Origin of the sequence: Bradyrhizobium sp. WBOS07 (genome assembly GCF_024585165.1) — a bacterium.
Taxonomy (GTDB): Bacteria; Pseudomonadota; Alphaproteobacteria; order Rhizobiales; family Xanthobacteraceae; genus Bradyrhizobium; species Bradyrhizobium japonicum_B.
On the sequence record NZ_CP029008.1, the window covers coordinates 2188038 to 2209126 of the forward strand.

At 62.7% G+C, this 21089-nt stretch carries 20 protein-coding genes; 18 read left to right on the forward strand and 2 right to left on the reverse strand.

Annotation, left to right across the window (positions count from 1 at the left end):
- The first annotated feature begins 92 nt into the window (after window positions 1-92).
- The 17 genes from flgF to DCM79_RS10395 all read left to right on the forward strand — a co-directional run bounded on the left by flgF (window position 93) and on the right by DCM79_RS10395 (window position 17907).
- On the forward strand, window positions 93-827 hold the full coding sequence (flgF, locus tag DCM79_RS10315; RefSeq protein WP_257179742.1) for a flagellar basal-body rod protein FlgF: 735 nt from the start codon (window positions 93-95) through the stop codon (window positions 825-827).
- A 760-nt stretch (window positions 828-1587) separates the two neighbouring features.
- Window positions 1588-2118 carry a MarR family winged helix-turn-helix transcriptional regulator gene (locus DCM79_RS10320; protein WP_257179743.1) on the forward strand — a complete coding sequence of 177 codons (531 nt, stop codon included), beginning with the start codon at window positions 1588-1590 and terminating at the stop codon, window positions 2116-2118.
- Window positions 2115-2762 (forward strand): class I SAM-dependent methyltransferase, encoded by a 648-nt coding sequence (locus tag DCM79_RS10325; protein WP_257179744.1) that lies wholly within the window; start codon window positions 2115-2117, stop codon window positions 2760-2762. The genes DCM79_RS10320 and DCM79_RS10325 overlap by 4 nt, the downstream gene beginning before the upstream one ends.
- A gap of 261 nt (window positions 2763-3023) precedes the next feature.
- Window positions 3024-3332, forward strand: a complete 309-nt coding sequence (locus DCM79_RS10330) for a hypothetical protein (RefSeq protein WP_151650244.1) — start codon at window positions 3024-3026, stop codon at window positions 3330-3332.
- Window positions 3333-3386: 54 nt separating this feature from the next.
- A complete protein-coding gene (gene ihpA / locus DCM79_RS10335) occupies window positions 3387-4658 on the forward strand; it encodes a divalent metal ion exporter subunit IhpA (protein WP_257179745.1) in 1272 nt (423 codons plus the stop codon).
- The gene (gene ihpB, locus DCM79_RS10340; protein ID WP_257179746.1) at window positions 4655-5644 is read left to right on the forward strand and encodes a divalent metal ion exporter adaptor subunit IhpB; all 990 of its coding nucleotides are present in this window, start codon (window positions 4655-4657) and stop codon (window positions 5642-5644) included. The genes ihpA and ihpB overlap by 4 nt, the downstream gene beginning before the upstream one ends.
- Window positions 5637-8855, forward strand: a complete 3219-nt coding sequence (locus tag DCM79_RS10345) for an efflux RND transporter permease subunit (RefSeq protein ID WP_257179747.1) — start codon at window positions 5637-5639, stop codon at window positions 8853-8855. Before ihpB ends, DCM79_RS10345 begins: the two co-directional genes overlap by 8 nt.
- Complete coding sequence (locus DCM79_RS10350) at window positions 8852-11059, forward strand: heavy metal translocating P-type ATPase (protein WP_257179748.1); 2208 nt, start codon at window positions 8852-8854, stop codon at window positions 11057-11059. The genes DCM79_RS10345 and DCM79_RS10350 overlap by 4 nt, the downstream gene beginning before the upstream one ends.
- Window positions 11056-12231: an OpgC domain-containing protein gene (locus tag DCM79_RS10355; protein ID WP_257179749.1), complete on the forward strand. Its 1176-nt coding sequence runs from the start codon at window positions 11056-11058 to the stop codon at window positions 12229-12231. Before DCM79_RS10350 ends, DCM79_RS10355 begins: the two co-directional genes overlap by 4 nt.
- A gap of 1 nt (window position 12232) precedes the next feature.
- A complete protein-coding gene (locus DCM79_RS10360) occupies window positions 12233-12547 on the forward strand; it encodes a hypothetical protein (RefSeq protein WP_028136445.1) in 315 nt (104 codons plus the stop codon).
- 25 nt (window positions 12548-12572) lie between these two features.
- On the forward strand, window positions 12573-12812 hold the full coding sequence (locus DCM79_RS10365; RefSeq protein ID WP_257180730.1) for a PilZ domain-containing protein: 240 nt from the start codon (window positions 12573-12575) through the stop codon (window positions 12810-12812).
- Between the two features lie 64 nt (window positions 12813-12876).
- Window positions 12877-13332, forward strand: a complete 456-nt coding sequence (locus DCM79_RS10370) for a hypothetical protein (RefSeq protein WP_257179750.1) — start codon at window positions 12877-12879, stop codon at window positions 13330-13332.
- Window positions 13329-14189: a hypothetical protein gene (locus DCM79_RS10375; RefSeq protein ID WP_257179751.1), complete on the forward strand. Its 861-nt coding sequence runs from the start codon at window positions 13329-13331 to the stop codon at window positions 14187-14189. The genes DCM79_RS10370 and DCM79_RS10375 overlap by 4 nt, the downstream gene beginning before the upstream one ends.
- 3 nt (window positions 14190-14192) lie before the next feature.
- A complete protein-coding gene (locus DCM79_RS10380; protein ID WP_257179752.1) occupies window positions 14193-15092 on the forward strand; it encodes a cation diffusion facilitator family transporter in 900 nt (299 codons plus the stop codon).
- Complete coding sequence (locus DCM79_RS10385) at window positions 15085-16074, forward strand: cation diffusion facilitator family transporter (protein WP_257179753.1); 990 nt, start codon at window positions 15085-15087, stop codon at window positions 16072-16074. The genes DCM79_RS10380 and DCM79_RS10385 overlap by 8 nt, the downstream gene beginning before the upstream one ends.
- A gap of 312 nt (window positions 16075-16386) precedes the next feature.
- Window positions 16387-17625, forward strand: a complete 1239-nt coding sequence (locus tag DCM79_RS10390; protein WP_257179754.1) for a tetratricopeptide repeat protein — start codon at window positions 16387-16389, stop codon at window positions 17623-17625.
- A 51-nt stretch (window positions 17626-17676) separates the two neighbouring features.
- Window positions 17677-17907, forward strand: a complete 231-nt coding sequence (locus tag DCM79_RS10395; protein WP_257179755.1) for a hypothetical protein — start codon at window positions 17677-17679, stop codon at window positions 17905-17907.
- 95 nt (window positions 17908-18002) lie between these two features.
- Here the strand turns inward: DCM79_RS10395 and DCM79_RS10400 are convergent, their stop codons facing one another.
- Entirely contained in the window at window positions 18003-18245 is a 243-nt protein-coding gene (locus tag DCM79_RS10400; protein WP_257179756.1) for a DUF2171 domain-containing protein, read from the reverse strand.
- Window positions 18246-18395: 150 nt separating this feature from the next.
- Window positions 18396-20276, reverse strand: a complete 1881-nt coding sequence (gene flgK, locus DCM79_RS10405; RefSeq protein WP_257179757.1) for a flagellar hook-associated protein FlgK — start codon at window positions 20274-20276, stop codon at window positions 18396-18398.
- A 358-nt stretch (window positions 20277-20634) separates the two neighbouring features.
- Here flgK and DCM79_RS10410 point away from each other — a divergent pair, with 358 nt between their 5' ends.
- On the forward strand, window positions 20635-20850 hold the full coding sequence (locus DCM79_RS10410) for a hypothetical protein (protein ID WP_257179758.1): 216 nt from the start codon (window positions 20635-20637) through the stop codon (window positions 20848-20850).
- Window positions 20851-21089 lie beyond the last annotated feature (239 nt).

A 21089-nucleotide genomic window follows, 5' to 3' on the forward strand; every position in this document is an offset into this window, starting at 1 on the left:
GTGGATCCCACCCGCTGCGATCCTCAAACCAAGCAAGCGCAGCGCAACGGCGACCACCGGCCTCATTCGGCAGTTTGAAAGGCAGTCTTCCAATGTCCGACAAGACCGTCATCGGGCTATCGCGATTGATCACGTTGCAACAGCAATTGGACAAGGTTGCTCGAAACGTTGCCAATCAAACCACGACGGGGTTCAAACGCGAGGGGCTTCAGTTCCGCGAATATCTCACGAAAGCGAAGGAAGCCGACGACATGCCCTCGGCTCCGATGCGATCGCTTGTGGCCGTCACCGGCTACACCGATTTTTCTGGCGGCCCCCTCAAGGCCACCGGGAACGGAACGGATGTCGCGGTCGTCGGTGACGGCTTCTTTGTGATCCGGACGGCTGCCGGAGATCGCTACACGCGGAACGGAGCGTTCACGCTCGACAAGGAAGGCCGCGTGGTCACGTTGTCGGGCGATATCGTCTTGACTGCGACCGGCCCCTTACAGGTTCCGCCACGCGATGGGCCGGTGAGCATCGGAGCCGATGGGACCATCTCGACGGCGAGGGGACCGATAGGACGTCTGCGCCTGGTGAAGTTCGAGGATAATGCCAAGTTGCGCGCCGAGGGAAGCACGCTGTTTTCATCGGAGTTGCCTGCGAACGAGGTGCCTCCGGCGCAGATTCGGCTCGCTACGGGAGCCTTGGAGGGGGCGAACGTAAACGCGGTCCATGAGATGAGCAGTCTCGTTGCTGCTACCCGGGCCTACGATCAAGTTGCCAACACGATCCTGCGCGAAGACGACAAGAACGAACTCAGAAAGTTAGCTGGTGAGGATTTGTAAGCCACCACTCGGGGGCAGGCCCAAGTGGAACCCTTCGAAAAGCGACGAACGCGCTCGCGATATTTTGCGGATCGACGAAAGGTAGCCATCATGTTAGGTAGCGTCGTCGTCTCACCAAGAGCGTGATCATTGTCAGGTAGTCAGGTCATATCGAGAACTCAGCGCGTTACTGCGTCGCGCAGGATCGTGTCCGTTCTCCTGACCCTGGTGTACCTCCTGTCTGGCGTTCTGCACGGACTCGTTGATGTCGACGCCGCCATTCGCTCCGGATCATCCTTGGCGATCGTGGCCACGGACGGCAAAACCTCCCAATCGCCCGAACGGGGTTTGGTAGCCGATCACCACTGTCACGGTTGCTTCTCGGTATCGGTCCCGGCGCCTGCACAACAGGCTCAACTCGCCCTGGACTTGAAGCCCGCCGAGTTGCCGAAATCGGCGGCTCCCCTATACGGGAATGTTCGCGGTCTTGATCCACCCCCGCCGAAATCTCTGACCTAAGGCGAACGACGCGGGACGCATCGCGCGTCCTGTTTCCGTTTTCCGTCGAACCTCCCTCGCGCCGCAGCGCGATGCTGTCGTCCCTGCCTTTGGGATGGCGACGGCGTCGCTCTCAAAGCCTTTGCGAGCTCAGCCAAGCTGCTGGGGCCGCGAGCATGCAGGCGACCTGGATCGACAGCGCATTTTTCAGAAGCCGCTCTTTCGGGGCCATTCCGTTTTGCAGGCGCCGTCGGCGGCCGCATTGGAATTGAAGGATCACGTTATGGAAACCAAGCAAGTTGAAGGTTCGCAGACTTCGGCGCCGGACGACCTCTTGCAGCGATTGTCCTGGGAGGTGAAGCAAATTCACGGCTGTTTGAGCGAAGTGCAGAAGTGTTGGGCGGCCGGCCTGGGTGTCACGGTGGCTCAATGGAACATTCTGATGGCGATATCGCATCTTGCGGACGAAGAGGGGGTGCGGGTCAGCGTGGTGTCGGACAAGCTCGCCGTGGACGGGTCCTTTGTCACGGCGCAGTCTCAATTGCTCGAGTCCAAAGGACTGATCCGCCGCAAGCCGAGCGCTACCGATCGCCGTGTTGTTCTCCTTGCGCTCTCGAGCAACGCTCGGTGGCAGATAGAAAACCTGTCTGGCTCCATGAACGCAGCGAACGCGTATGTTGCCAATAACGCGAGCGGCAAGGCGCACCGGCTTCTCGCAGAACTCGAGGAGCTGAAGAGCGTCCTCAAGCGCGCGAAGCTTCTGACGGCTTCGGACGCGCTCCGCCATTGGCCTCGCGGTCGCGACACCGCATGAAGTTTCTATCGATTTTGGTCGTGGCGGCGCTCAAACCGCTCTACTACCGATTCGCCGCTGCAATGCTGCGCGACACGTCGTGGCAGGAGCCCTTGTTCGAGTTGATGTCTCCAAAGCGCGGAGAGCGCCTCTTGGCGTTCGGACGGGGAAGCGCAGCGACGGCGATCTCGCTTGCGGAGCGGTTCACGGAGCTCAGTATCGTTGTAGCGGATCCCGATCCATCGATCGTCCGAAAGTCAAAGCGAGCGATCGAAGAACAGCACATCGAGAATATTACGTTCATTGACGCACCTTCCGTTGTGGCCCTTCCGGTTCACACTGGCAGCTTCGACCGCGCGATGTGCGTACTCGCCTTTCATTTGAGAACTCCCGATGAAAAGATCGCCTTGGCGAAGGAAACTTTCCGAATCCTGCGCCGTGGAGGTGTATTTTATGTTGCGGACTATGACCGACCGACCGGCCGCGAAGAGCGCATCGTCCTCAACCTTGCAGCGCAGATTTCAAGCAGGATTGCGGTTCAATCCCACGTCGATGGAACTTGGGGCAAACTCTTCAAAAAGGCGGGCTTTGCCGGGGCCAAACTGCAGTCCTCGCATTCGGTGCGGATCGGACGGGTTGCAATGCTATCGTTTAGGAAGCCGTGAAAGAACGTCGCATAAGACGGGTACGCTGCCTCCGAAGAAAAGCCTGCAGCTACGTCCCAGAACTGGGACAGGGTTACCCGCATGCTCGATTCCTAGAAGTTGCGATTGACACGCAACAAATGTTTGGGATTGTTATAATATTGCGGGTCGACGCGAGCCTTGCGCCCATGCTACCTACCAACTCGCGAACGTAGAGTGTGGTCATTGACGATTGGTCGGATCAGATCTGGATTGAGGCATGTTCCTGCTTTGCGCGGGATCGTGTCCGTATTTCTGATCGTGACCTATCTGATGTCGGGTGCGCTGCATCGGTGTCTCGACCTTGACGTGACAAATCCAACCGGTTCCCCGGTGGCTTGGATGGTCGATACCAAGTCCGATAGCGGCCCTGAGACCGGTGCCATCGTCGACCATCACTGCCATGGCTGCTTCGCGGTTTCCGTTGCAGCGCCTCCGCAGCAAGTCATGACTGTGATGGAACCCAAGCTGGCGGTCCTCATCCGGGCGACGGCCCCTCTGACCGACACCGTGCGCGGTCTCGATCCGCCCCCACCGAAGTTCCTGACCTGAAAATGACCGCTGGGCGCATCGCGCTCTGATTCCGTCTTTCGTCAGGTTTTCATCATGTTTTCAAAGTGCGTCACGCGTTTCGCGTGCGCGACGGCGTTGCTGGTCAGTCCTTGGCTGACGGCGGCGTCGCATTCGCAGACCCTCAATCTCGGGGCGGCGCTGCAGCGCGCGCTCGCGACCAGCCCCCGCTTGACCGCCGCCGAACGCGATATCGGGATCGCGACGGGCCAGCGCATTCAGGCGGGGGCGCTCCTCAATCCGGAACTGAGCTACGAACAGGATAACTCATTCGGTTCGGGCATCTATCGCGGGACGAAGTCGGCCGAGACGACGCTGCAGATCAGCCAGCTTTTCGAGCTGTTCGGCAAGCGCGAGGCCCGCATCGCGGCCGGCCAAGCCGGCGTCAACGGGGCGACGATCGAGCGCCAGGCGGTACGTCTGCAGATTCTGTCGGAAACGGCCATCGCGTTTCTGAACGTGCTCGGGCTGCAGCGGCGGATCCAGATCCTCGACGAGCAGGTCGCCGCCCTTGAGCGGCTGACGCCGTTGCTTCAGCGCCGGGTCGATGCCGGTGCTTCGTCGCCTGCCGAGACCGGTCGCGCCGAAGTCGCAGCGGCGCTGGTGAAGGCCGATCGCGAGCGCACCAAGGCGAACCTGGCCAGCGCGCGCCGCGAACTGGCGGTGCTCATGGGCGACACTTCCCCGAAGTTCGGCAACGTCTCCGGACGCCTCGACGCCACCACCCGCGCGCCGTCGTTTCAGACGGTGATCGCCGCCATCGACGCCAACCCGCAACTGGTGCGCTGGAATGCGGTTTATGCGCAACGCAACGCCGAACTGCTGCTGGCGCGGCTCAGGCCTTATCCTGACGTTCGCCTTTCAGCCGGATGGCGACATTACAACGAGACCAACGACGACGCGGTGCGGCTCAGCCTCACGGTTCCGATCCCAATCTTCGATCAGAACCAGGGCAACATCCTCTCGGCACAGCAGAACCTCGCCAAGACGCGGGCGGAACGCGAGGCGAACCGCAACACGCTGATCGTCGTCGCCGGCCGGGCCTACGATAACGTGCAGGGCTCGCTGCGGGAGCTCGCGATCCTTCGCGACTCCGGCATCCCGAAGGCCCAGGCCGCCTCCAACGAGATCGAACAGGGTTACGGCGCCGGGCGCTTCTCGCTGCTCGAAGTGTTGGACGCGCAGGCCAACGTCACCCAGGCTCGTCTGCGGGAGCAGGAGGCGCTGCAGAACTACCATGTCGCCGTTGCCACGATCGAAGGACTCGTCGGCAATCCCTTCGCTCTGGCGCGGGAGAGCGCACGATGAAGACTTCGAGCGCAATCGTCCTCGCACTGGTCGCGGCCGCCGCCGGCGCCTTCGGCTATCGCATGCTGGCGCCCAAGGACGCGCCCGCCGCGACGCAGCAGGCCGCGAAGCAGGACGCGAAGGAGGAGAAGGCCGGCAACGAGCACGCCGAGAAGGACGAGCATGGCGCCGACCGCATCGTCATCAGCGATGTCAAGTTGGCGGCCGCCGGCGCCACCTTCGCCGAAGCGGGTCCTGCGACCCTGACCGAAACCTTGTCGTTCAACGGCGTGCTACGCGCCAATCAGGAGACCGTCGTCCAGGTCACGCCGCGCTTCCCCGGTATCGCGCGTGCGATCAAGCGGCGGATCGGCGACGTGATCGGCAAGGACGACTTGCTGGCGTCCATCGAAAGCAACCAGAGCCTGACGGTCTACGATCTCAAGGCGCCGATCGCCGGCACGGTGATCGACCGTCAGATATCGCTCGGCGAATACGTCTCCGAGCAGAAGCCGTCATTCGTCGTGGCGGACCTGTCGACGATCTGGGTCGACCTCTCGATCTACCGTCAGGATCTCAGGCGCGTTCGGATCGGGGACGAGGTCCTGATCGATCCGGACGATGGCGCGGGAGACATCAAGGGCAAGATCTCCTACCTGGCACCCGTCGGCGCAAGCGAGACCCAGACGGCGATCGCGCGCGTAGTTCTCTCGAACCCGGACGGACGGCTGCGGCCCGGACTGTTCGTGACTGCTCGTCTGATCCTTGCTGAGCGGAAGGTCGCGGTCGCCGTGCGCACCGGCGCGATCCAGACGTTCGAGAACAAGAGCGTTGTGTTCGTGCGCGAGGGTGACGACAAGCTCGAGGCGCGTCCCGTCGAGCTCGGAGATTCCGACCAGAAATTCGTGGAGGTCCGCGCCGGCATATCCGCCGGGGAAAGGTATGTCGCAGAGAATTCGTTCGTCGTGAAGGCGGAGATGGGCAAAGGAGAGGCCGAGCATGATTGAGCGCCTCATCGAATTCTCCATCCGCCAGCGCTGGCTGGTGATCCTCTTCGTGATGGGACTGTTGGCCTTCGGTGGCTGGAATTTCACCCGTCTGCCGATCGACGCGGTGCCGGACATCACCAACGTACAGGTGCAGATCAACACGCAGGCTCCAGGCTATTCGCCGCTGGAGACCGAGCAGCGAATCACGTTCCCGGTGGAAACGGCAATGGGCGGGCTGCCCAAGCTCGAATACACCCGCTCCTTGTCGCGATATGGGCTGAGCCAGGTGACGGTCGTCTTCCATGACGGCACCGACATCTACTTCGCGCGCCAGCTCGTCAACGAACGGATCCAGCAGGTCAAGGATCAGCTTCCCGTCGGCGTCGAAGTCGCCATGGGCCCCGTCGCGACGGGCCTCGGGGAAATCTTCCACTATACGGTCGAAGCCAAGCCGGGGGCGAAGGCGCCGGGCGGCAAGGAGTTCACGCCGAGCGATCTGCGGACGATCCAGGACTGGATCATCAAACCGCAGCTCCGCAACGTGCCGGGCGTCATCGAAGTCAACACGATCGGCGGATTCGAGCGACAATTCCACGTGCTGCCTGATCCGGGCAAGCTCATGGCCTACAAGCTCGGTTTCCGCGACGTGATGACGGCGCTCGCCGCCAACAACGCCAACGTCGGCGCCGGCTACATCGAGAGGAACGGCGAACAGTATCTGGTCCGGACTCCGGGCCAGGTCGCCAACATCGCCGAGATCGAGGACATCGTGATCGGCTCGCGCGGCGGCGTCCCGGTACGGGTCAAGGACGTGGCGCAGGTCACCGAAGGCAAGGATCTCCGCACCGGCGCAGCGACCCTCAACGGGAAGGAGACGGTTCTCGGTACCGCCATGCTGCTGATCGGCGAGAACAGCCGTGCGGTGGCCCAGCGGGTTCAAGCCAAGCTGAACGACATCGCCAAATCGCTTCCGGACGGCGTCGTCGCCCGCGCGGTCTATGACCGGACCCACCTCGTCGACGCGACGGTCAAGACGGTCGAGAAGAATCTCGTCGAGGGCGCGATCCTCGTCATCGTCGTGCTGTTCCTCATCCTCGGCAACTTCCGGGCAGCCCTGGTCACGGCCTGCGTCATCCCGTTGTCGATGGCGATGACGGTCACCGGCATGGTCGAAACGAAGGTCAGCGCCAACCTGATGAGCCTCGGGGCCATCGACTTCGGCATCATCGTCGACGGTGCAGTCATCATCGTCGAAAACTGTCTCCGATTGCTCGCGGAGGCGCAGCATGAGAAGGGCCGGCTGCTGAGTCTGGAAGAGCGGCTGGAGACGATCCGCAACGGCTCGGCAGAGGTCATCAAACCGAGCCTATTCGGAACGCTGATCATCGCGGTCGTGTACCTGCCGGTGCTGACCCTGACAGGGGTCGAAGGCAAGATGTTCACGCCGATGGCGCTGACCGTGCTGATGGCGCTTGCCGCAGCGGCGCTGTTCTCCGTCACCTTCGTGCCCGCAGCCGTCGCGATCGTGGTCACCGGCAAGGTGTCCGAGAAGGAGAACTTCTTCATGCGCGGCGCCAAGCGCGTCTATCTGCCGCTTCTAGACCGTGCGATCGCCTTCCGGGGCGTCGTGGCGGTCTTGGCGGTTGTGATCGTCGGCGCGAGCTTGTTCGCCGCGAGCCGCATGGGTGGCGAGTTCATCCCGAGCCTCGATGAGGGCGACGTCGCTTTGGCCGCGATCCGGATTCCCGGAACGAGCCTGACGCAGTCGCTAGATCTGCAGATGGCGCTGGAAAAGAGGATCCAGCAACTGCCCGAGGTGAAGGAGTTCTTCACCCGGACAGGCACGGCTGAGGTCGCTACCGATCCGATGGCGCCGTCGATGTCGGACGGGTACATCATGCTCAAGCCGCGCAGCGAGTGGCCGGACCCGGAGAAGCCGAAGGCGGAATTGGTCGAAGAGATCGAGAAGGCCGCCAACGACATTCCCGGCAGCAACTATGAGGTCTCGCAGCCGATCCAGTTGCGCGTGAACGAGCTGATTTCAGGCGTCCGCAGCGACGTCGGCATCAAGATCTTCGGCGACGACCTCGACGTGCTGCAAGGAGCGGCCAGTCAGGTGCAGTCCGTAATTCAGGGCATCCGAGGGGCTACCGACGTGAAGACCGAGCAGGTCGCGGGCCTGCCGATCCTCACCGTCAAGCTCGACCGGCGGGCTCTGTCCCGCTACGGCCTCAGTGTCGGCGATGTGCAGAACATCGTGGAGATCGCCGTCGGCGGAAAGAGCGTCGGCAAGCTTTTCGAGGGCGATCGGCGATTCGATATCGTCGTGAGGCTTCCGGAGCGTCTGCGCGGCAACATCGAAGCGATTCGTGCGATCCCGATTCCGTTGCCTGCCGAGGAGCCAGGATCGGCTCCGATCACCAAGACCGCTTTGTCGGCAGGGTCCGGAGTACAACCTCGCTACGTGCCGCTATCGTCGGTAGCGACGGTCGATTCCGCGCCAGGTCCGAACCAAATCAGCCGCGAGAACGGCAAGCGGCGCATCGTGGTGACGGCCAACGTACGCGAGAGGGATCTCGGTTCTTTCGTGTCCGAAGCGCAGAGCGCGGTCGCACAGAAGGTCAAGCTCCCGGCGGGCTACTGGATCGGCTGGGGAGGGCAGTTCGAGCAACTGGTCTCGGCGACCAAGCGGCTGACCATCGTTGTTCCAGTGGCGCTGCTGCTGGTGCTGCTGCTGCTCTTCATGAGCTTCGGATCGATCGCCGATGCGCTTCTGGTGTTCAGCGGCGTGCCGCTGGCGCTGACCGGCGGCGTGCTGGCGTTGTTGTTGCGGGGCATCCCGCTGTCGATCAGCGCGGGGGTCGGGTTCATCGCGCTATCGGGCGTCGCGGTCCTCAACGGTCTGGTTATCATCGCGTTCATCGAACGACTCCGGCACGAAGGAAAGTCCGTGCTCGAGGCCGTCCATGAAGGGGCGGTGACCCGGTTGCGCCCGGTGCTGATGACGGCGCTGGTGGCATCGTTGGGCTTCGTTCCCATGGCCATCGCGACCGGCGCCGGCGCGGAGGTGCAGCGGCCGCTGGCCACCGTCGTCATTGGCGGCATCATCTCCTCGACGATCCTGACGCTGCTGGTGCTGCCGGCCCTTTACGTGCTGTTCCGGAAGGACTCCGCGCCGGCCCCTAAGCCGGACGATGTCGAAGGCGCTGCCGTGGAAAGCCACGCATGACCGAAGCAGCCCAGAAGATGAGACTTCGGGTCGGCGGGATGGACTGCGCGGCCTGCGCCACGAAGATCGAGAACGCCGTCTCGCGAATGCCCGGAGTGAGAGCCGTCGAGGTCTCGGTGACCGGCGGAAGCGTTTCGGTCGAACATGAGGGGGCTATCCAGCGGGAGACGGTCAGCCGCCAGATCGCGGCCTTGGGGTACGTCGTCGAGGACGAACGCCCCAAGACCAAGGAGGAGCCGGCGCACCATCATGATCATGGCAATGATCATGATGGTCACGGCCACGACCATCACGCCGCCTCCGGCCGGGAACTATGGTGGCGGTCGAGCAAAGTTGACGCGACGATCGCAAGCGGAACGGCGCTGGTGGTCGCCTTCGCCTTGGGAAAGGGCATCCCCAGCATTGAGAGCTGGGCCTTCCTGCTCGCGATGCTGGTCGGTCTGATTCCTATCGCGAAGCGAGCGTTTTCGGCAGCCTTCGCCGGAACACCGTTCTCGATCGAGATGCTGATGACCATCGCAGCCGTTGGCGCGGTCTTCATCGGCGCAACGGAAGAAGCGGCGACTGTCGTTTTCCTGTTTCTGATCGGCGAACTTCTCGAAGGTTTCGCTGCGGGTCGGGCGAGGGCGAGCATCCGGGATTTGACCAAGCTTGTCCCGAAGATCGCCCGTCTCGAAGACTCCGATGGCCAAGTCAGCGAAGTGGAAGCCGAGACGCTGTCCGTCGACGCCCTGATCCAGGTTCGCCCCGGCGATCGCATTCCTGCCGACGGCGTCATCGTCTCCGGAGACAGCGCCGTTGACGAGGCACCCGTGACCGGCGAGAGCACGCCGGTCCGCAAGAAGGCCGGGGAGGCAGTATTCGCCGGAACGGTGAACGGAGAGGCGCTGCTCCGGATCAAGGTCACCGCTGCCGCCCAGGACAACACCATCGCCCGCGTCGTCAAACTGGTCGAGGAGGCCCAGGAATCCAAGGCGCCCACCGAGCGGTTTATCGACCGGTTCTCGCGCTACTATACGCCTGGCGTAGTGGTGGTCGCCACGATCGTAGCGGTCCTGCCGCCACTCGTCTGGACAGGCGCAACCTGGCGCGAGTGGATCTACAAGGGATTGGCCATCCTTCTGATCGGTTGCCCGTGCGCGCTGGTGATATCGACGCCGGCGGCCATCGCCGCGAGCCTTGCCTCAGGAGCACGCCGTGGCCTGCTCCTGAAGGGAGGAGCCGTCCTCGAGCGATTGCGCGACGTTACCGTCGCCTGCTTCGACAAGACGGGCACCCTCACGGCGGGCAAACCGAAGGTCACGGACGTCGTGGGGTTCGGTCACGGGGAGGTCGAAATCTTGTCCGTTGCCGCGTCGCTCGAGCGCGGCTCCAGCCATCCTCTCGCGCTCGCCATCCTGCAGGCGGCCTCCGACAAGAACGCTCGGCCGCAGCCGGTCGACGACTTCATAAATGTGGCGGGGGAAGGTGTCAGGGCAAATCTCGGGGGACGTACGCTCTTCCTCGGCTCGCCCGCTGCGGCTGAACGGATCGTCCCGCTGGCCGAAGACCAGAGAAAGCTCGTCGAGGCGCTCAACGAACGGGGCAAGACGGTATCGGTACTCGTCGTCAATGGCGAGATCGCCGGCTGCATCGCCATGCGGGACGAGTTACGAAGCGATGCCGTCGCCGCGCTGCGTCGTTTGGCCGAGTCCGGGGTCCGTTCGGTCATGCTCACGGGCGACAATCCCCGTACCGCCGCGGCGCTTGCGCGCGACCTTGGCATCGACCATCGCGCGCAAATGATGCCGGAGGACAAGCAGCGCACCGTCGAGGCCTACAAGAACCAGGGTGAGGTGGTGCTGAAGGTCGGCGACGGCATCAACGATGCGCCGGCCCTCGCCGCTGCGGACGTCGGCGTGGCGATGGGTGGCGGCACCGACGTGGCGCTCGAAACGGCGGACGCCGCAGTCCTTCACGGACGCGTCGCCGACGTGCCGGCCATGATCGAGCTGTCCAGGCGGACGATGGGTGTCATCCGGCAGAATATCTCGATCTCACTGGGGCTGAAGGCGGTCTTTCTGGTCACCACGATCTCGGGGATCACCGGACTCTGGCCCGCCATCCTCGCCGACACCGGCGCGACCGTTCTGGTCACCATGAACGCGCTGCGGCTGCTCTCAATACCGGGCAGCGGCGGAGCGGGCGAGGGGGCGTCCACATGACCGCCAACGGGGTCCAAGCCGGCGACCGCGATCTGCGCCTCGATCTGTTCCGGGGGCTCGCTAACTGGGCGATCTTCGTCGACCACGTTCCGAACAACGCGGTCGCCTGGATCACGGCCCGAAACTACGGTTTCAGCGACGCTGCCGAACTGTTCGTGTTCGTGTCTGGATATACCGTGGCATTCGTCTACGCGCGTATGGCGCGGGCAAGGGGCTTCCTCGCCGCCGCCCTCGGTGTTCTCGGCAGGGCATGGCAGCTCTATGTCGCCTACATCCTGCTGTTCGTCTTCTACGTCGTCACCATCGGATACGTCGCGCAACGGTACGGCCACGCCCACCTGCTCGACGAGTTCAACATCCGGCTTCTCATTCGAGATCCGGTCGAATTCCTCAAGCACGGGCTCTTGCTCGAATACAAGCCGCTGAACCTCGACGTCCTGCCGCTCTACATCGCCTTGATGATCGCGTTTCCACCGCTGCTGTGGGTCCTCATGAGGTGGCCCAACGTCGCGCTTGCGATCTCCGCGGGCGTCTACGTCGCGGCACAGGTGTGGGGATGGAATCTAAGGGCGTATCCCGCCGGCCATTGGTACTTCAACCCGTTCGCATGGCAGTTCCTGTTCGTCATCGGCGCGTGGGTTGCGGTCGGGGGCGCGACTGCGGCGAGGACGCTCATCTATTCGAGGACGACGCTTGCCGCCGCCTGTCTCTTTCTCCTGTTTGCCGCGATCGTCACGCTCGCAGCGCGGACCGGCCACGCGGAAATGGTCCCCGAGCCCGTCCGGTCGCTGTTCATTCCGAACAACAAGACGCATCTCGCGCCGTACCGCGTCGTCCATTTTCTGGCGCTCGCGATCGTCGTCTCGCGACTGATTCCGAAGGAGGCGCCGTTCCTGTCGGCTCCTTGGCTTCGGCCGCTGCGGCTGTGCGGAGAGCGATCGCTCGAAGTCTTCTGCGTAGGCGTATTCCTCGCCTTCGTCGCCTACTTCGCCATCGACCTCGTCTCCGATTCGCTCGCCTTCCAGATCGTCGTCAGTGTCGCCGGCATCGGCATCATGATCGCCTTCGCCTATTTCAAGACATGGACCAGGGAGTTTCGCGCCACAACCGGCCGAAGGGCCGTCGAGCCCGAAGGGATTCGACAGCCACGACTAGCGCAAAGGGAGCGATGAGATGGGTTTCGACCAATACCACGAACCGCCGCAGGAGCTTTCGCAGGAGGTCCGCACCTTCGCGCGGATGATGGCTTCGCTGATCGAGGAAGCCGAAGCGATCAATTGGTACGAACAGCGGATGTCGGTCGAGAAGGACAAGAAGGCTAAGGCCATCATGGCGAACGCGCAGAAGGAGGAGTTCAAGCATTTCGGGATGAACCTCGAATTCCTGCTGCGGCGGAAGAAGGAGTGGCGCGAGGAGCTCAAGGGAATCCTCTTCACGCAGGGCGACATCGTCAAGCTCGGCGAGAAGGCCGAGAAGGCAGTCGACTGATCGCATGACCGCCGGAGCAGCCGGAATGGAACGACGTGGAGACCAGCGCCGGAGGGTTCTCAAGAAGGGATCGATCGAGTTCGGAAGCTCCGCGATCGATTGCTCCATCCGGAATCTCAGCGATCGCGGCGCGATGTTGGAGGTTGAAAGTCCGCTCGGAATCCCTCGCGAGTTCACGCTTGTGGTGCCGGCGGACGGAACACGGCGCGCGTGTCGTGTCGCGTGGGTCAAGGAGAAGCGGTTGGGTGTGGAGTTCGAAGAGTGAGTTCGGCTCGGCAGCGGAGGCGCAAATGAGGAAGTATAGACTCTTTTTGGCGCTCGGAAGCATCTTGAGTCTGATCGCGGCCATAGGCGCCGCCGAGGGTCGCGGCAGTATCGCGAGCGAACGCCCGTATGCCGCGGAACACATCGACTTGCTTCCGGTCGACATCCGTCACGGCCTGGCCCGTCTGGAGCGTCCATGCGGCGGGAAAGCTGCAGCGACGCACTACTTCTCTACGACCATCGACGCCGGCGGCCTGCACTTCAGGTCGTTGCATTTCGAAGACTTCGCCTGCGAACGGCGAGAAGCCATCTGCCGGGCGGAGCGATGCCTTCATGAAGTCTACCTGGAGCGGGGTGGCCGTTCGCGCCGTGTCTTCAGCGCCTATGTCGACGACATGAAGCTGATCAACGCCGGCGGGACCGTCGCATTGGAGCTCGAGGGAGGCCGGCCGGCGATACTACGTTGGAACGGACGCACATTCGCGCCCGTCCATTCATTCGGAAAGGGCCAAGAGCGGTGACGTCATCGATCATCTCGCATCTTCATTTCGGTGGCGCCGACATCTCCCTTTGGAAGAAGTTCCGGCTGTTCTTCACCGTGGGCGTCGTCGTGCTGCTTCTGAGTGCGGCGAAGGTCGCGGTCCACTACTTCGGATTCGAGTTCCTCGATCTCAACGGCCTGCTGACCAGCGGCATCGGCGGTGCCGTGTTCATCGTCGGCTTTCTGCTGTCGAGCATCCTCCAGGACTACAAGGAGGCGGAGAAGATCCCGGCCGATCTCAGGAATTCCATCGAGGCGATCGAAGGCGACCTCACTTGCTTCGCGCAGACCAACGATGCCTTCGACCTGCGGAAGGCGCGGCTGTTGTTGCTTGCCTTGATCGACAGGCTCCGCGAGGGCCTCGGGCACAAAAACGGCCACAAGAACGTTCCTCCCGCCCTCGATGAGCTGGCCAAGCTGACGCCGATCCTGGGTCGGCTCGAGGGCATGGGCATGGCCGCGAACTTCGTCGTCCGCCTCCGGACGAACCAGGACGTGATCCGGAGAGCCTTGCTCCGGATCTACACCATTCAGCGCGTCGAGTTCGTGCCGTCCGTGCACGTGCTGGTGCAGACGCTGGTGTTCTCGATCGTACTGCTGCTCCTGCTGCTGAAGACGGAAGGCGACCCGGCATCTGCACTGCTGTTCGGCTTCATCACCTTCATGTTCGTCTACGTCCTCTACCTCGTCCGCCTCCTAGAGCAGCCGTTCGCCAAGGGGCACGGCTCGGTGGACGACGTGAGCTTCTTCCTGCTCGACGAACTCGAGCGAAACCTGCGCCGGACGCTCGAAGATCCGGACGGCGGCGCCCAAAATACGACCACGACGGGAGATTGACACATGCACGGAGGAGGATCCGTCGGAACGGCCGGCGCTAGACACGCGAAGAGGCTCGCTTGGGCCCTCGCGATGACCGCGACCTACATGATTGCGGAGGTCATCGGAGGACTTGTCACCGGCAGCTTGGCGCTGCTCGCGGACGCCGCCCACATGCTAACCGACGTCGGCGGACTCGCGCTGGCGTTGCTCGCGATCCGCTTCGCCGCCCGCGAAGCGACTCCGCAGCGGACCTTCGGCTACCTTAGGATGGAGGTTTTGTCGGCGCTGGCCAATGCGGTCGTGCTGCTGCTGCTGACGGTCTACATCCTGTACGAAGCCTATCAGCGCTTCCTGTCGCCCCCCGAGGTCTTGAGCGGACCGATGCTCATCGTCGCCGCCATCGGCCTGGCCGTCAATCTGGTCAGCATGTGGCTGCTCTCGAGCGGGTCGTCCGAAAGCCTGAACGTCAAGGGCGCGTACTTCGAAGTGCTGAGCGACATGCTCGGATCGATCGGCGTGATCGTGGCCGCGCTGCTCATGATGTGGAAGGGCTGGGTTCTCGCAGACCCGATCATCGGCGCAGGCATCGGATTGTTCATCGTGCCCCGGACGTGGTCGCTCCTCAGCCAAGTCACGCACATCCTGATGGAGGGGACCCCGCCCAACGTCGATACCGGTGCCATCGAGAAGAAGCTGCTTGCCATCCCGGGAACCGTGGCCGTCCACGATCTGCACGTCTGGACCGTCACGTCCGGCTTCGACGCCATGAGTTGCCACCTCCTCGTCACCGACATGTCGGCGGGCCGGGAGGCGCTGCGCGAGGCCCGGAACCTGATGAAGGCGGAATACGGCATCGAGCACACGACGATCCAAATCGAGGACGAGGCCATGAGAGCTGAGGAAACCGTGCTCCATGTCTGAGCCGGGTCACCGAAGCGCCGACCATGATCACCGGCATCATCATGGTGCCGACCGGCACGATCATGACCGCGATCACGATCATGGCGGGCTCGGTCACGTCCACGCTCCGGCGAGCTTCGGCAAAGCCTTTGCCATCGGCATCGGGCTGAACACCGCTCTGGTCGTGGCCGAAGCCGTCTATGGCTACCTCGGAAATTCGACGGCACTGATGGCAGACGCCGGGCACAATCTGAGTGACGTACTCGGCCTGGTCGTGGCGTGGGCCGCGTCAGTCGCCTCGAAGCGAGCGCCCAGCGGCCGTTTCACCTACGGTCTGAAGGGGGCGTCGATCCTGGCGGCGCTTGCGAACGCCGTGTTTCTTCTCGTCGCGACCGGCGCCATCGGATGGGAATCCATATTGCGGCTGTACGAACCGGAGCCCGTCGCCGGCCTGACCGTGATGGTGGTCGCCGCCATCGGCATCGTCGTCAACGGCGCCACGGCCATGCTGTTCGCGAGCGGCCGCAAGGGCGACATCAACATTCAGGGGGCATTTCTGCACATGGCAGGCGACGCCGCCGTTTCGGCCGGCGTCGTGGCGTCAGCAGCGCTCATCCTCTGGACCGGTTGGCTTTGGCTGGATCCTGGAATGAGCCTGGTAATCTGCGCCGTCATCCTGTGGAGCACATGGAGCCTTCTGCGCGGCTCGGTCGCGATGTCATTGAGCGCGGCACCGGCCGGAACCGACATGGAAGCCGTCCGGTCGTTTCTGCTGCAGCGGCCGGGCGTAGCCAAGATCCACGACCTGCATATCTGGCCGATCTCCACGACGGAAACGGCGATCACGTGTCATTTGGTCATGCCTACCGGACATCCCGGCGACGATTTCCTGATGGAATCGGCCCGGCTGCTCAGGACAGAGCACAAGATCGGACACGCGACCCTGCAGATCGAGACCGACGAGAACAACGCGTGCGCGCTGGCGCCCGACGACGTGGTCTAGCGTGGATGAGGGAGAGGACGACAAGCTCGAGCGCCTTCACCGTCTCAAGTCGGCGCTCGAAATCGAGATCGACGTGGGAAACGAAAGAGGGAGGGTAGCATGCCCGAACTGTCCGCACGATGGCGACTGGCGAACGGAGGTCGGCGGCTGGGTGTTTTCCTGCGAGGAATGCGGTGTGCGCGTAGACGGCAGATTTCCTGCCAGACGCGTCGCGAATTGAGGGCGGTCGTGACAAAGGAAGCTCCGAAGGGCAGGGGATGGGCAAAAGGGTTCGACAGCCAAATATTCGGGAGGGGGCTGAGGTTACTTTTCGTGGCCTGTAGCCTGCTGTGCTGGCTGGCATCGCCGTCGTACGCCCAGAGCGCCCGCGAGTTCGCGCGGGAAGGGTTTGCGGCAAAGGACAGGAAGCAGTTTCCGCTGGCCATCCAATTGTTCAGCGAGGCAATCAAACAAGGGCAATTCACTCCCGAGCAACGCGGCTTCATCCTGTACGGGCGAGGGGTATCGTATGACGCGCTAGGACTGCGCGATCTCGCCCTGGGCGATTTCGACGCGGCGATAGCGCTGCTGCCCGAGTTCCCGAATTCCTACGTGTATCGCGCTCTGGCATGGAGCGATCGACGGGAATTCGACAAGGCACGGGACGATCTCATGCAGGCGCTGCGGCTGAACCCGACCAGCGCGCTCATTCACAACAATCTCGGTTCGGTTTACGAACGCAAAGGTGAGGTGGACAAGGCGATCGAAAGCTATGGGGAGGCGATCCGGCTCGATCCCACGGCGGCACAAGCCTTCTACAACCGCGCCCATGCCTTCATCGCGAAGCAGGACTATCGGGCCGCGATATCGGACTACGACCGGGCGATCGGCCTGCAGCGCGACTTCGCGGACGCCTACAGCAACCGGGGCGGCATGTATCTCCTGCTGGGCGACACCGACAAGGCGATCGGAGATTTCGACGAGGCGATCCGTCTCAAGGGCACCGATCCGATCTTCTGGTCGAACAGGGCGAGCGCCTACATGACGATGGGACGCTATAAGGATGCATTGGCCGATTTCGACCGCGCCCAAACGATCGATCCTGGCAACCCAGCGACTTATCTCGGACGAGGACGAGCTCGGCTCTATTCGAACGAGATCTCGGGGGCGATCGAAGACCTGCGTGTCGCCGCGAGACTCAGGCCGACGAACGCCTTTCCCGCCATCTGGATGCACATCGCCCGCATCCACCAGGGCAATCCGGACCGCGAGGAACTTGAGCGGAACGCGGCGAGAGTGGATCGCTCCCAGTGGCCGGCTCAGGTCCTGGACTTCTACTTGGGCAAACTGGCCATGGACCGGGTGCGCGAAGACGCCGGCAGCGGTGTGGGCGCCGAAGCCGAAAGGCGGCTATGCGAGGCGGACTTCTTCGTCGGTGAGTTCCTAAGCCACCGCCAACAGAAGGCCGACGGCCGCCGGATGCTTCGGACGGTCGTCGATCGGTGCCGTCCCGTGGACATCATCTTCGCCGCTGCTCAAGCCGAGCTGCGCGACGACAAAGAGGCGAAGTAGCGGAGGCCCGCGTCGTCGACCACGGGGTACCTTCAAATTCAATGCGAAAGGATGGACGTGGTTCGCCGCGAAAGTGAGAAGGAGGATGCGGAATCGCGCCGCATGTCCAAGGTTCAGCGCGTTTTCTTCGTCGTTGGACTATTGACGCTGATAGCATTGTCATCCGGCTCGATCGGCATCGTGCTGTATCGTGCGTTTCCCGACAGCAATTGGGTCACGCTAGTCGCTCCGCTGGGCGCAGCGGCCGCCGTGGTCGCTCTACGGAAGCTATTCGCTGCCTGAGTTTCGGCGCACTCTCGGCGGCGTTTGAGGAGCCGTTCGGCTGCCGTTGCGTCGGCAGCCGAACGGACGCGCGGTTTCGCGTCTAGCAGGCTCGTTTACTTGCGGCCTTCATGCTGCCAGTGAGCGGTGACTTCGTCGCCTGATTTCGTCAGATGGACGTGCTGGTCCACATGATCGATCCAGGACACGGGGATGAAGTGATGGTGGTCGCCGTCGGGCGAACTCTGCTTGGTGAGCTTTATCTTATCGCTACCCTCCAGATGGTCGACCTTTCCCACGGTCTTCTTGTCCGAAGAAATCACGTCCATATGCTCTTTGATCTGCGATGTGTCCGGCATGGGGTATCCTCCAGTGAGTGGAAAGGATGCAACGCCCCCGTACCGAGAAGGTTGCTTTCGGGCGGCTGAAGGATGTCCCACGGGGAATCTGATTACCGGCGTGAAATATCAACAGCGCGATGCAAAGCAGTGACGGCTTTCTCAAGTCGCTCATTGAGCTCTAATGAGCACGTCCATCATTTCCTGAATGACCGACATGATTTTGGCATTCGCCGCATAGGCATTCTGAAGCTGGATCAAGTTCGACATCTCCGAGTCCAGGTTGACGCTGGAGGTCGAATTGAACTTGGCCTGGAGCGTCGAGACGACGACGCTCTGGCCCTGCTGAAGTTGGGTCGCCTGCGTCGCGACATTACCCTGGACGCTCAGGAACTGCTGGAGGTAGCTCGAGATGCTGCCGGTAAATGGCTGGCTCGACGAGCCGAGTCCAGTCTGCGGTGAGTAGGAGTACACCGCCGTCGTGAGCTGCGAGTAGAGATAGTCCGAGCGAGTGGTGTCGCCCGCGGGCGTCGCCGGCGAGGTGTTGTAGACCGAAAGCTTGCTCGGATCGGAGGCGAGCTGCGTATTGACGGCGATGCGACCGGCAAGGCCGGTCATCTGAGAGCCCGATGCCGATATCGCGCCGGTATAGAGGGCCTGTCCGCCATCGGTGAACAACGGAATCTGCGGATTGCCGGAAGTCAGCGACGAGATCGTCTTGGTGCTGGAGGACGAATTGACCTTGGTAAGGCCGGTGCTGTCGCCGGTAACCCGCAGCGTAGTGGCCGTCGCCGGCAATGGGGCTGCGGCGAACGACAAGTTCGTGCCGGACAGCGCGGTGTTGAGTGCCGAAGCGATCGCTCCCATACCGCCCGAGAAATTCAAGCCGATCCGCAGGGGATTGGCGTTGGTCGCGTTCTGGAGCGGCAGTGCCGCCGGATCGGTGATGTTGACAAGCGTGATCTGGCGCTGGGTGTTGGTGGCCGTATCCGTGTAGGTGATGTTAACGGTGTTGCCAGGCTGCGCGCCGGCGAGTTCGAGGTCGAAACCGGCGGGCGGGCCGGAGACCGTGCTGCCCTCCGTGGTCTTGTCCGACAGCGCGCTCGACATCGCGGCGGCGAGTTGGTCGATCTGATTCTGCGCCTGCACCAGCGTCTGGTCGCGCAGCTTCAGATCGGCGGCCATCTGGCCTGAGGATACCACGTTGTTGGCGACGACGTCGATCATCGAGCCGTTCGGCAGTTTGACGTTGAGTGCGCCGACGCCGGACTTGGTCGGATCGATGTTGTAGAGCGAGGTCGCCGAGAGGGCACCGGCAGATGAGAACGTGAATTGCGAGGCGAGACCCGCACCGATCAGTTGGATACCCGTCGTTGTGTAGATGTTGGCCTGGTTCGAGCCGTCGGTGGTGACGCGGAGGTCGACATATTTCGACAGCGTGTTGATGGCCTGATCGCGCTGATCCATCAGCGTCGCGGCGGACGGATCGTTAGCCGACAGGCCCTGCAGCTTGGTGTTGATGTCGGCGACCTTCTGCATGGCCGCGTTTGCCTGCTGCGCCGAGGTCCCGAGATCCTGTTCGACATTGGAGCGGAGCGACTGGATGCCCTTGGTGGTGACGTTGAGCTGTTGTGCCAACGCCTGCGCCGCGCCGAGCGCCACCCTCTGCGCCGACGACGAGCCAGCACTGGTCGAGAGCGCCTGCAGCGACGTGGTGAAGTTGTTCAGCGCGGTTTCGAGCGTGCCGCTGTTGCCGGGCGTGCCATACACATTCTGAAGCTGCTTCAGGATGCTCGCCATTTGGTCGGCGTAGCCGCTTCCGCCGGTCTCGGTGCGGAGCTGGTTCAGCACATAGGTGTCGAGCTCCCGGCTGACGCCTGTCGTCATCGCGGTCGAGCCGAAGTCGCCGGTGGTGACCTCGATCTGGTTCGGTGCCTGCGCGACGTAGCCCGGCGTCTGCGAATTCGCGACGTTCGACGAGACGATCGAAAGCGCGGCCTGATTGGCACGCAGACCGCTCATCGCGCTGGCAAGGGCGGAGTTTAGGCTCATGGTGAAGCTCGTTCTCGATCGAAACAAGAGGCGGAGTGACGTGTTCCGAAATTCGCAAGAACTGTGCCAACGATGAAAACTGCAGAAACGCGTTTAGATCTGCAGTATTCGGCGTCTTCCGCGTGCTCGCGCGCGGAGCGCGGGTAACAATTGCCTGAGATTCTCATGCAAAAATTGCTTGAGTGAATCTCCTTTCGGCTCTCGCACGCCGGGAACAAAGCAACGTTGCTCGGCGCCCTGCGCCCACAAGGCGATCGTTAGTCGTGTGTAAATTGGTCGCAACCGAACTCTTCCGCAGAAGGGAACGTCACGATGACGTGTGACTTAGGTAACGACTGATGAGAGAGGGACTCGGAACATGAAGAAGCTTGGTCTTTTGGTATTCGGCTTGGCCATCTCGTTCGCTCTGCCGGCTACGGCGGAGACGGTGATCGTCAAGAAGGGCGGACATCATGGTGGATACGGCGCGCGGGCAGAGATGCGCGGCCATTATGGCGCCGGCATGTACCGCGGCATGAGAACGCACGGAAACCGGACCGTCGTCATTAAGCGCGGGCACGGCCACCGCTATTGAAAACTTCGCGGAACGCCAGGCGAGGTGTCCTCCCCAGCAACTCGGCCTGGCAGCGACGCGAAGAAAAAGGCCGCCCTCCGGGGCGGCCTTCTGGCTTTCTCTATCGGAGAGGGGGGCGCGTCGGAATCCGCATCAGGAATCCAGAAGCCCGCCTCGTCGGAAAGAACGGTCGTCAGGGCGCTTCCAAGGTAGTTTCCAGCCGCTGACAGTGTTGACTTAAGACGCTATTGCCAGCCCCG

Bases quoted from the DNA above. Each gene is read 5' to 3' on its own strand.
- flgF (WP_257179742.1), top strand. From the start codon at position 93: ATGTCCGACAAGACCGTCATCGGGCTATCGCGATTGATCACGTTGCAA.
- DCM79_RS10320 (WP_257179743.1), top strand. From the start codon at position 1,588: ATGGAAACCAAGCAAGTTGAAGGTTCGCAGACTTCGGCGCCGGACGAC.
- DCM79_RS10325 (WP_257179744.1), top strand. From the start codon at position 2,115: ATGAAGTTTCTATCGATTTTGGTCGTGGCGGCGCTCAAACCGCTCTAC.
- ihpA (WP_257179745.1), top strand. From the start codon at position 3,387: ATGTTTTCAAAGTGCGTCACGCGTTTCGCGTGCGCGACGGCGTTGCTG.
- ihpB (WP_257179746.1), top strand. From the start codon at position 4,655: ATGAAGACTTCGAGCGCAATCGTCCTCGCACTGGTCGCGGCCGCCGCC.
- DCM79_RS10345 (WP_257179747.1), top strand. From the start codon at position 5,637: ATGATTGAGCGCCTCATCGAATTCTCCATCCGCCAGCGCTGGCTGGTG.
- DCM79_RS10350 (WP_257179748.1), top strand. From the start codon at position 8,852: ATGACCGAAGCAGCCCAGAAGATGAGACTTCGGGTCGGCGGGATGGAC.
- DCM79_RS10355 (WP_257179749.1), top strand. From the start codon at position 11,056: ATGACCGCCAACGGGGTCCAAGCCGGCGACCGCGATCTGCGCCTCGAT.
- DCM79_RS10360 (WP_028136445.1), top strand. From the start codon at position 12,233: ATGGGTTTCGACCAATACCACGAACCGCCGCAGGAGCTTTCGCAGGAG.
- DCM79_RS10365 (WP_257180730.1), top strand. From the start codon at position 12,573: ATGGAACGACGTGGAGACCAGCGCCGGAGGGTTCTCAAGAAGGGATCG.
- DCM79_RS10380 (WP_257179752.1), top strand. From the start codon at position 14,193: ATGCACGGAGGAGGATCCGTCGGAACGGCCGGCGCTAGACACGCGAAG.
- DCM79_RS10385 (WP_257179753.1), top strand. From the start codon at position 15,085: ATGTCTGAGCCGGGTCACCGAAGCGCCGACCATGATCACCGGCATCAT.
- DCM79_RS10395 (WP_257179755.1), top strand. From the start codon at position 17,677: ATGGACGTGGTTCGCCGCGAAAGTGAGAAGGAGGATGCGGAATCGCGC.
- DCM79_RS10400 (WP_257179756.1), bottom strand. From the start codon at position 18,245: ATGCCGGACACATCGCAGATCAAAGAGCATATGGACGTGATTTCTTCG.
- flgK (WP_257179757.1), bottom strand. From the start codon at position 20,276: ATGAGCCTAAACTCCGCCCTTGCCAGCGCGATGAGCGGTCTGCGTGCC.
- DCM79_RS10410 (WP_257179758.1), top strand. From the start codon at position 20,635: ATGAAGAAGCTTGGTCTTTTGGTATTCGGCTTGGCCATCTCGTTCGCT.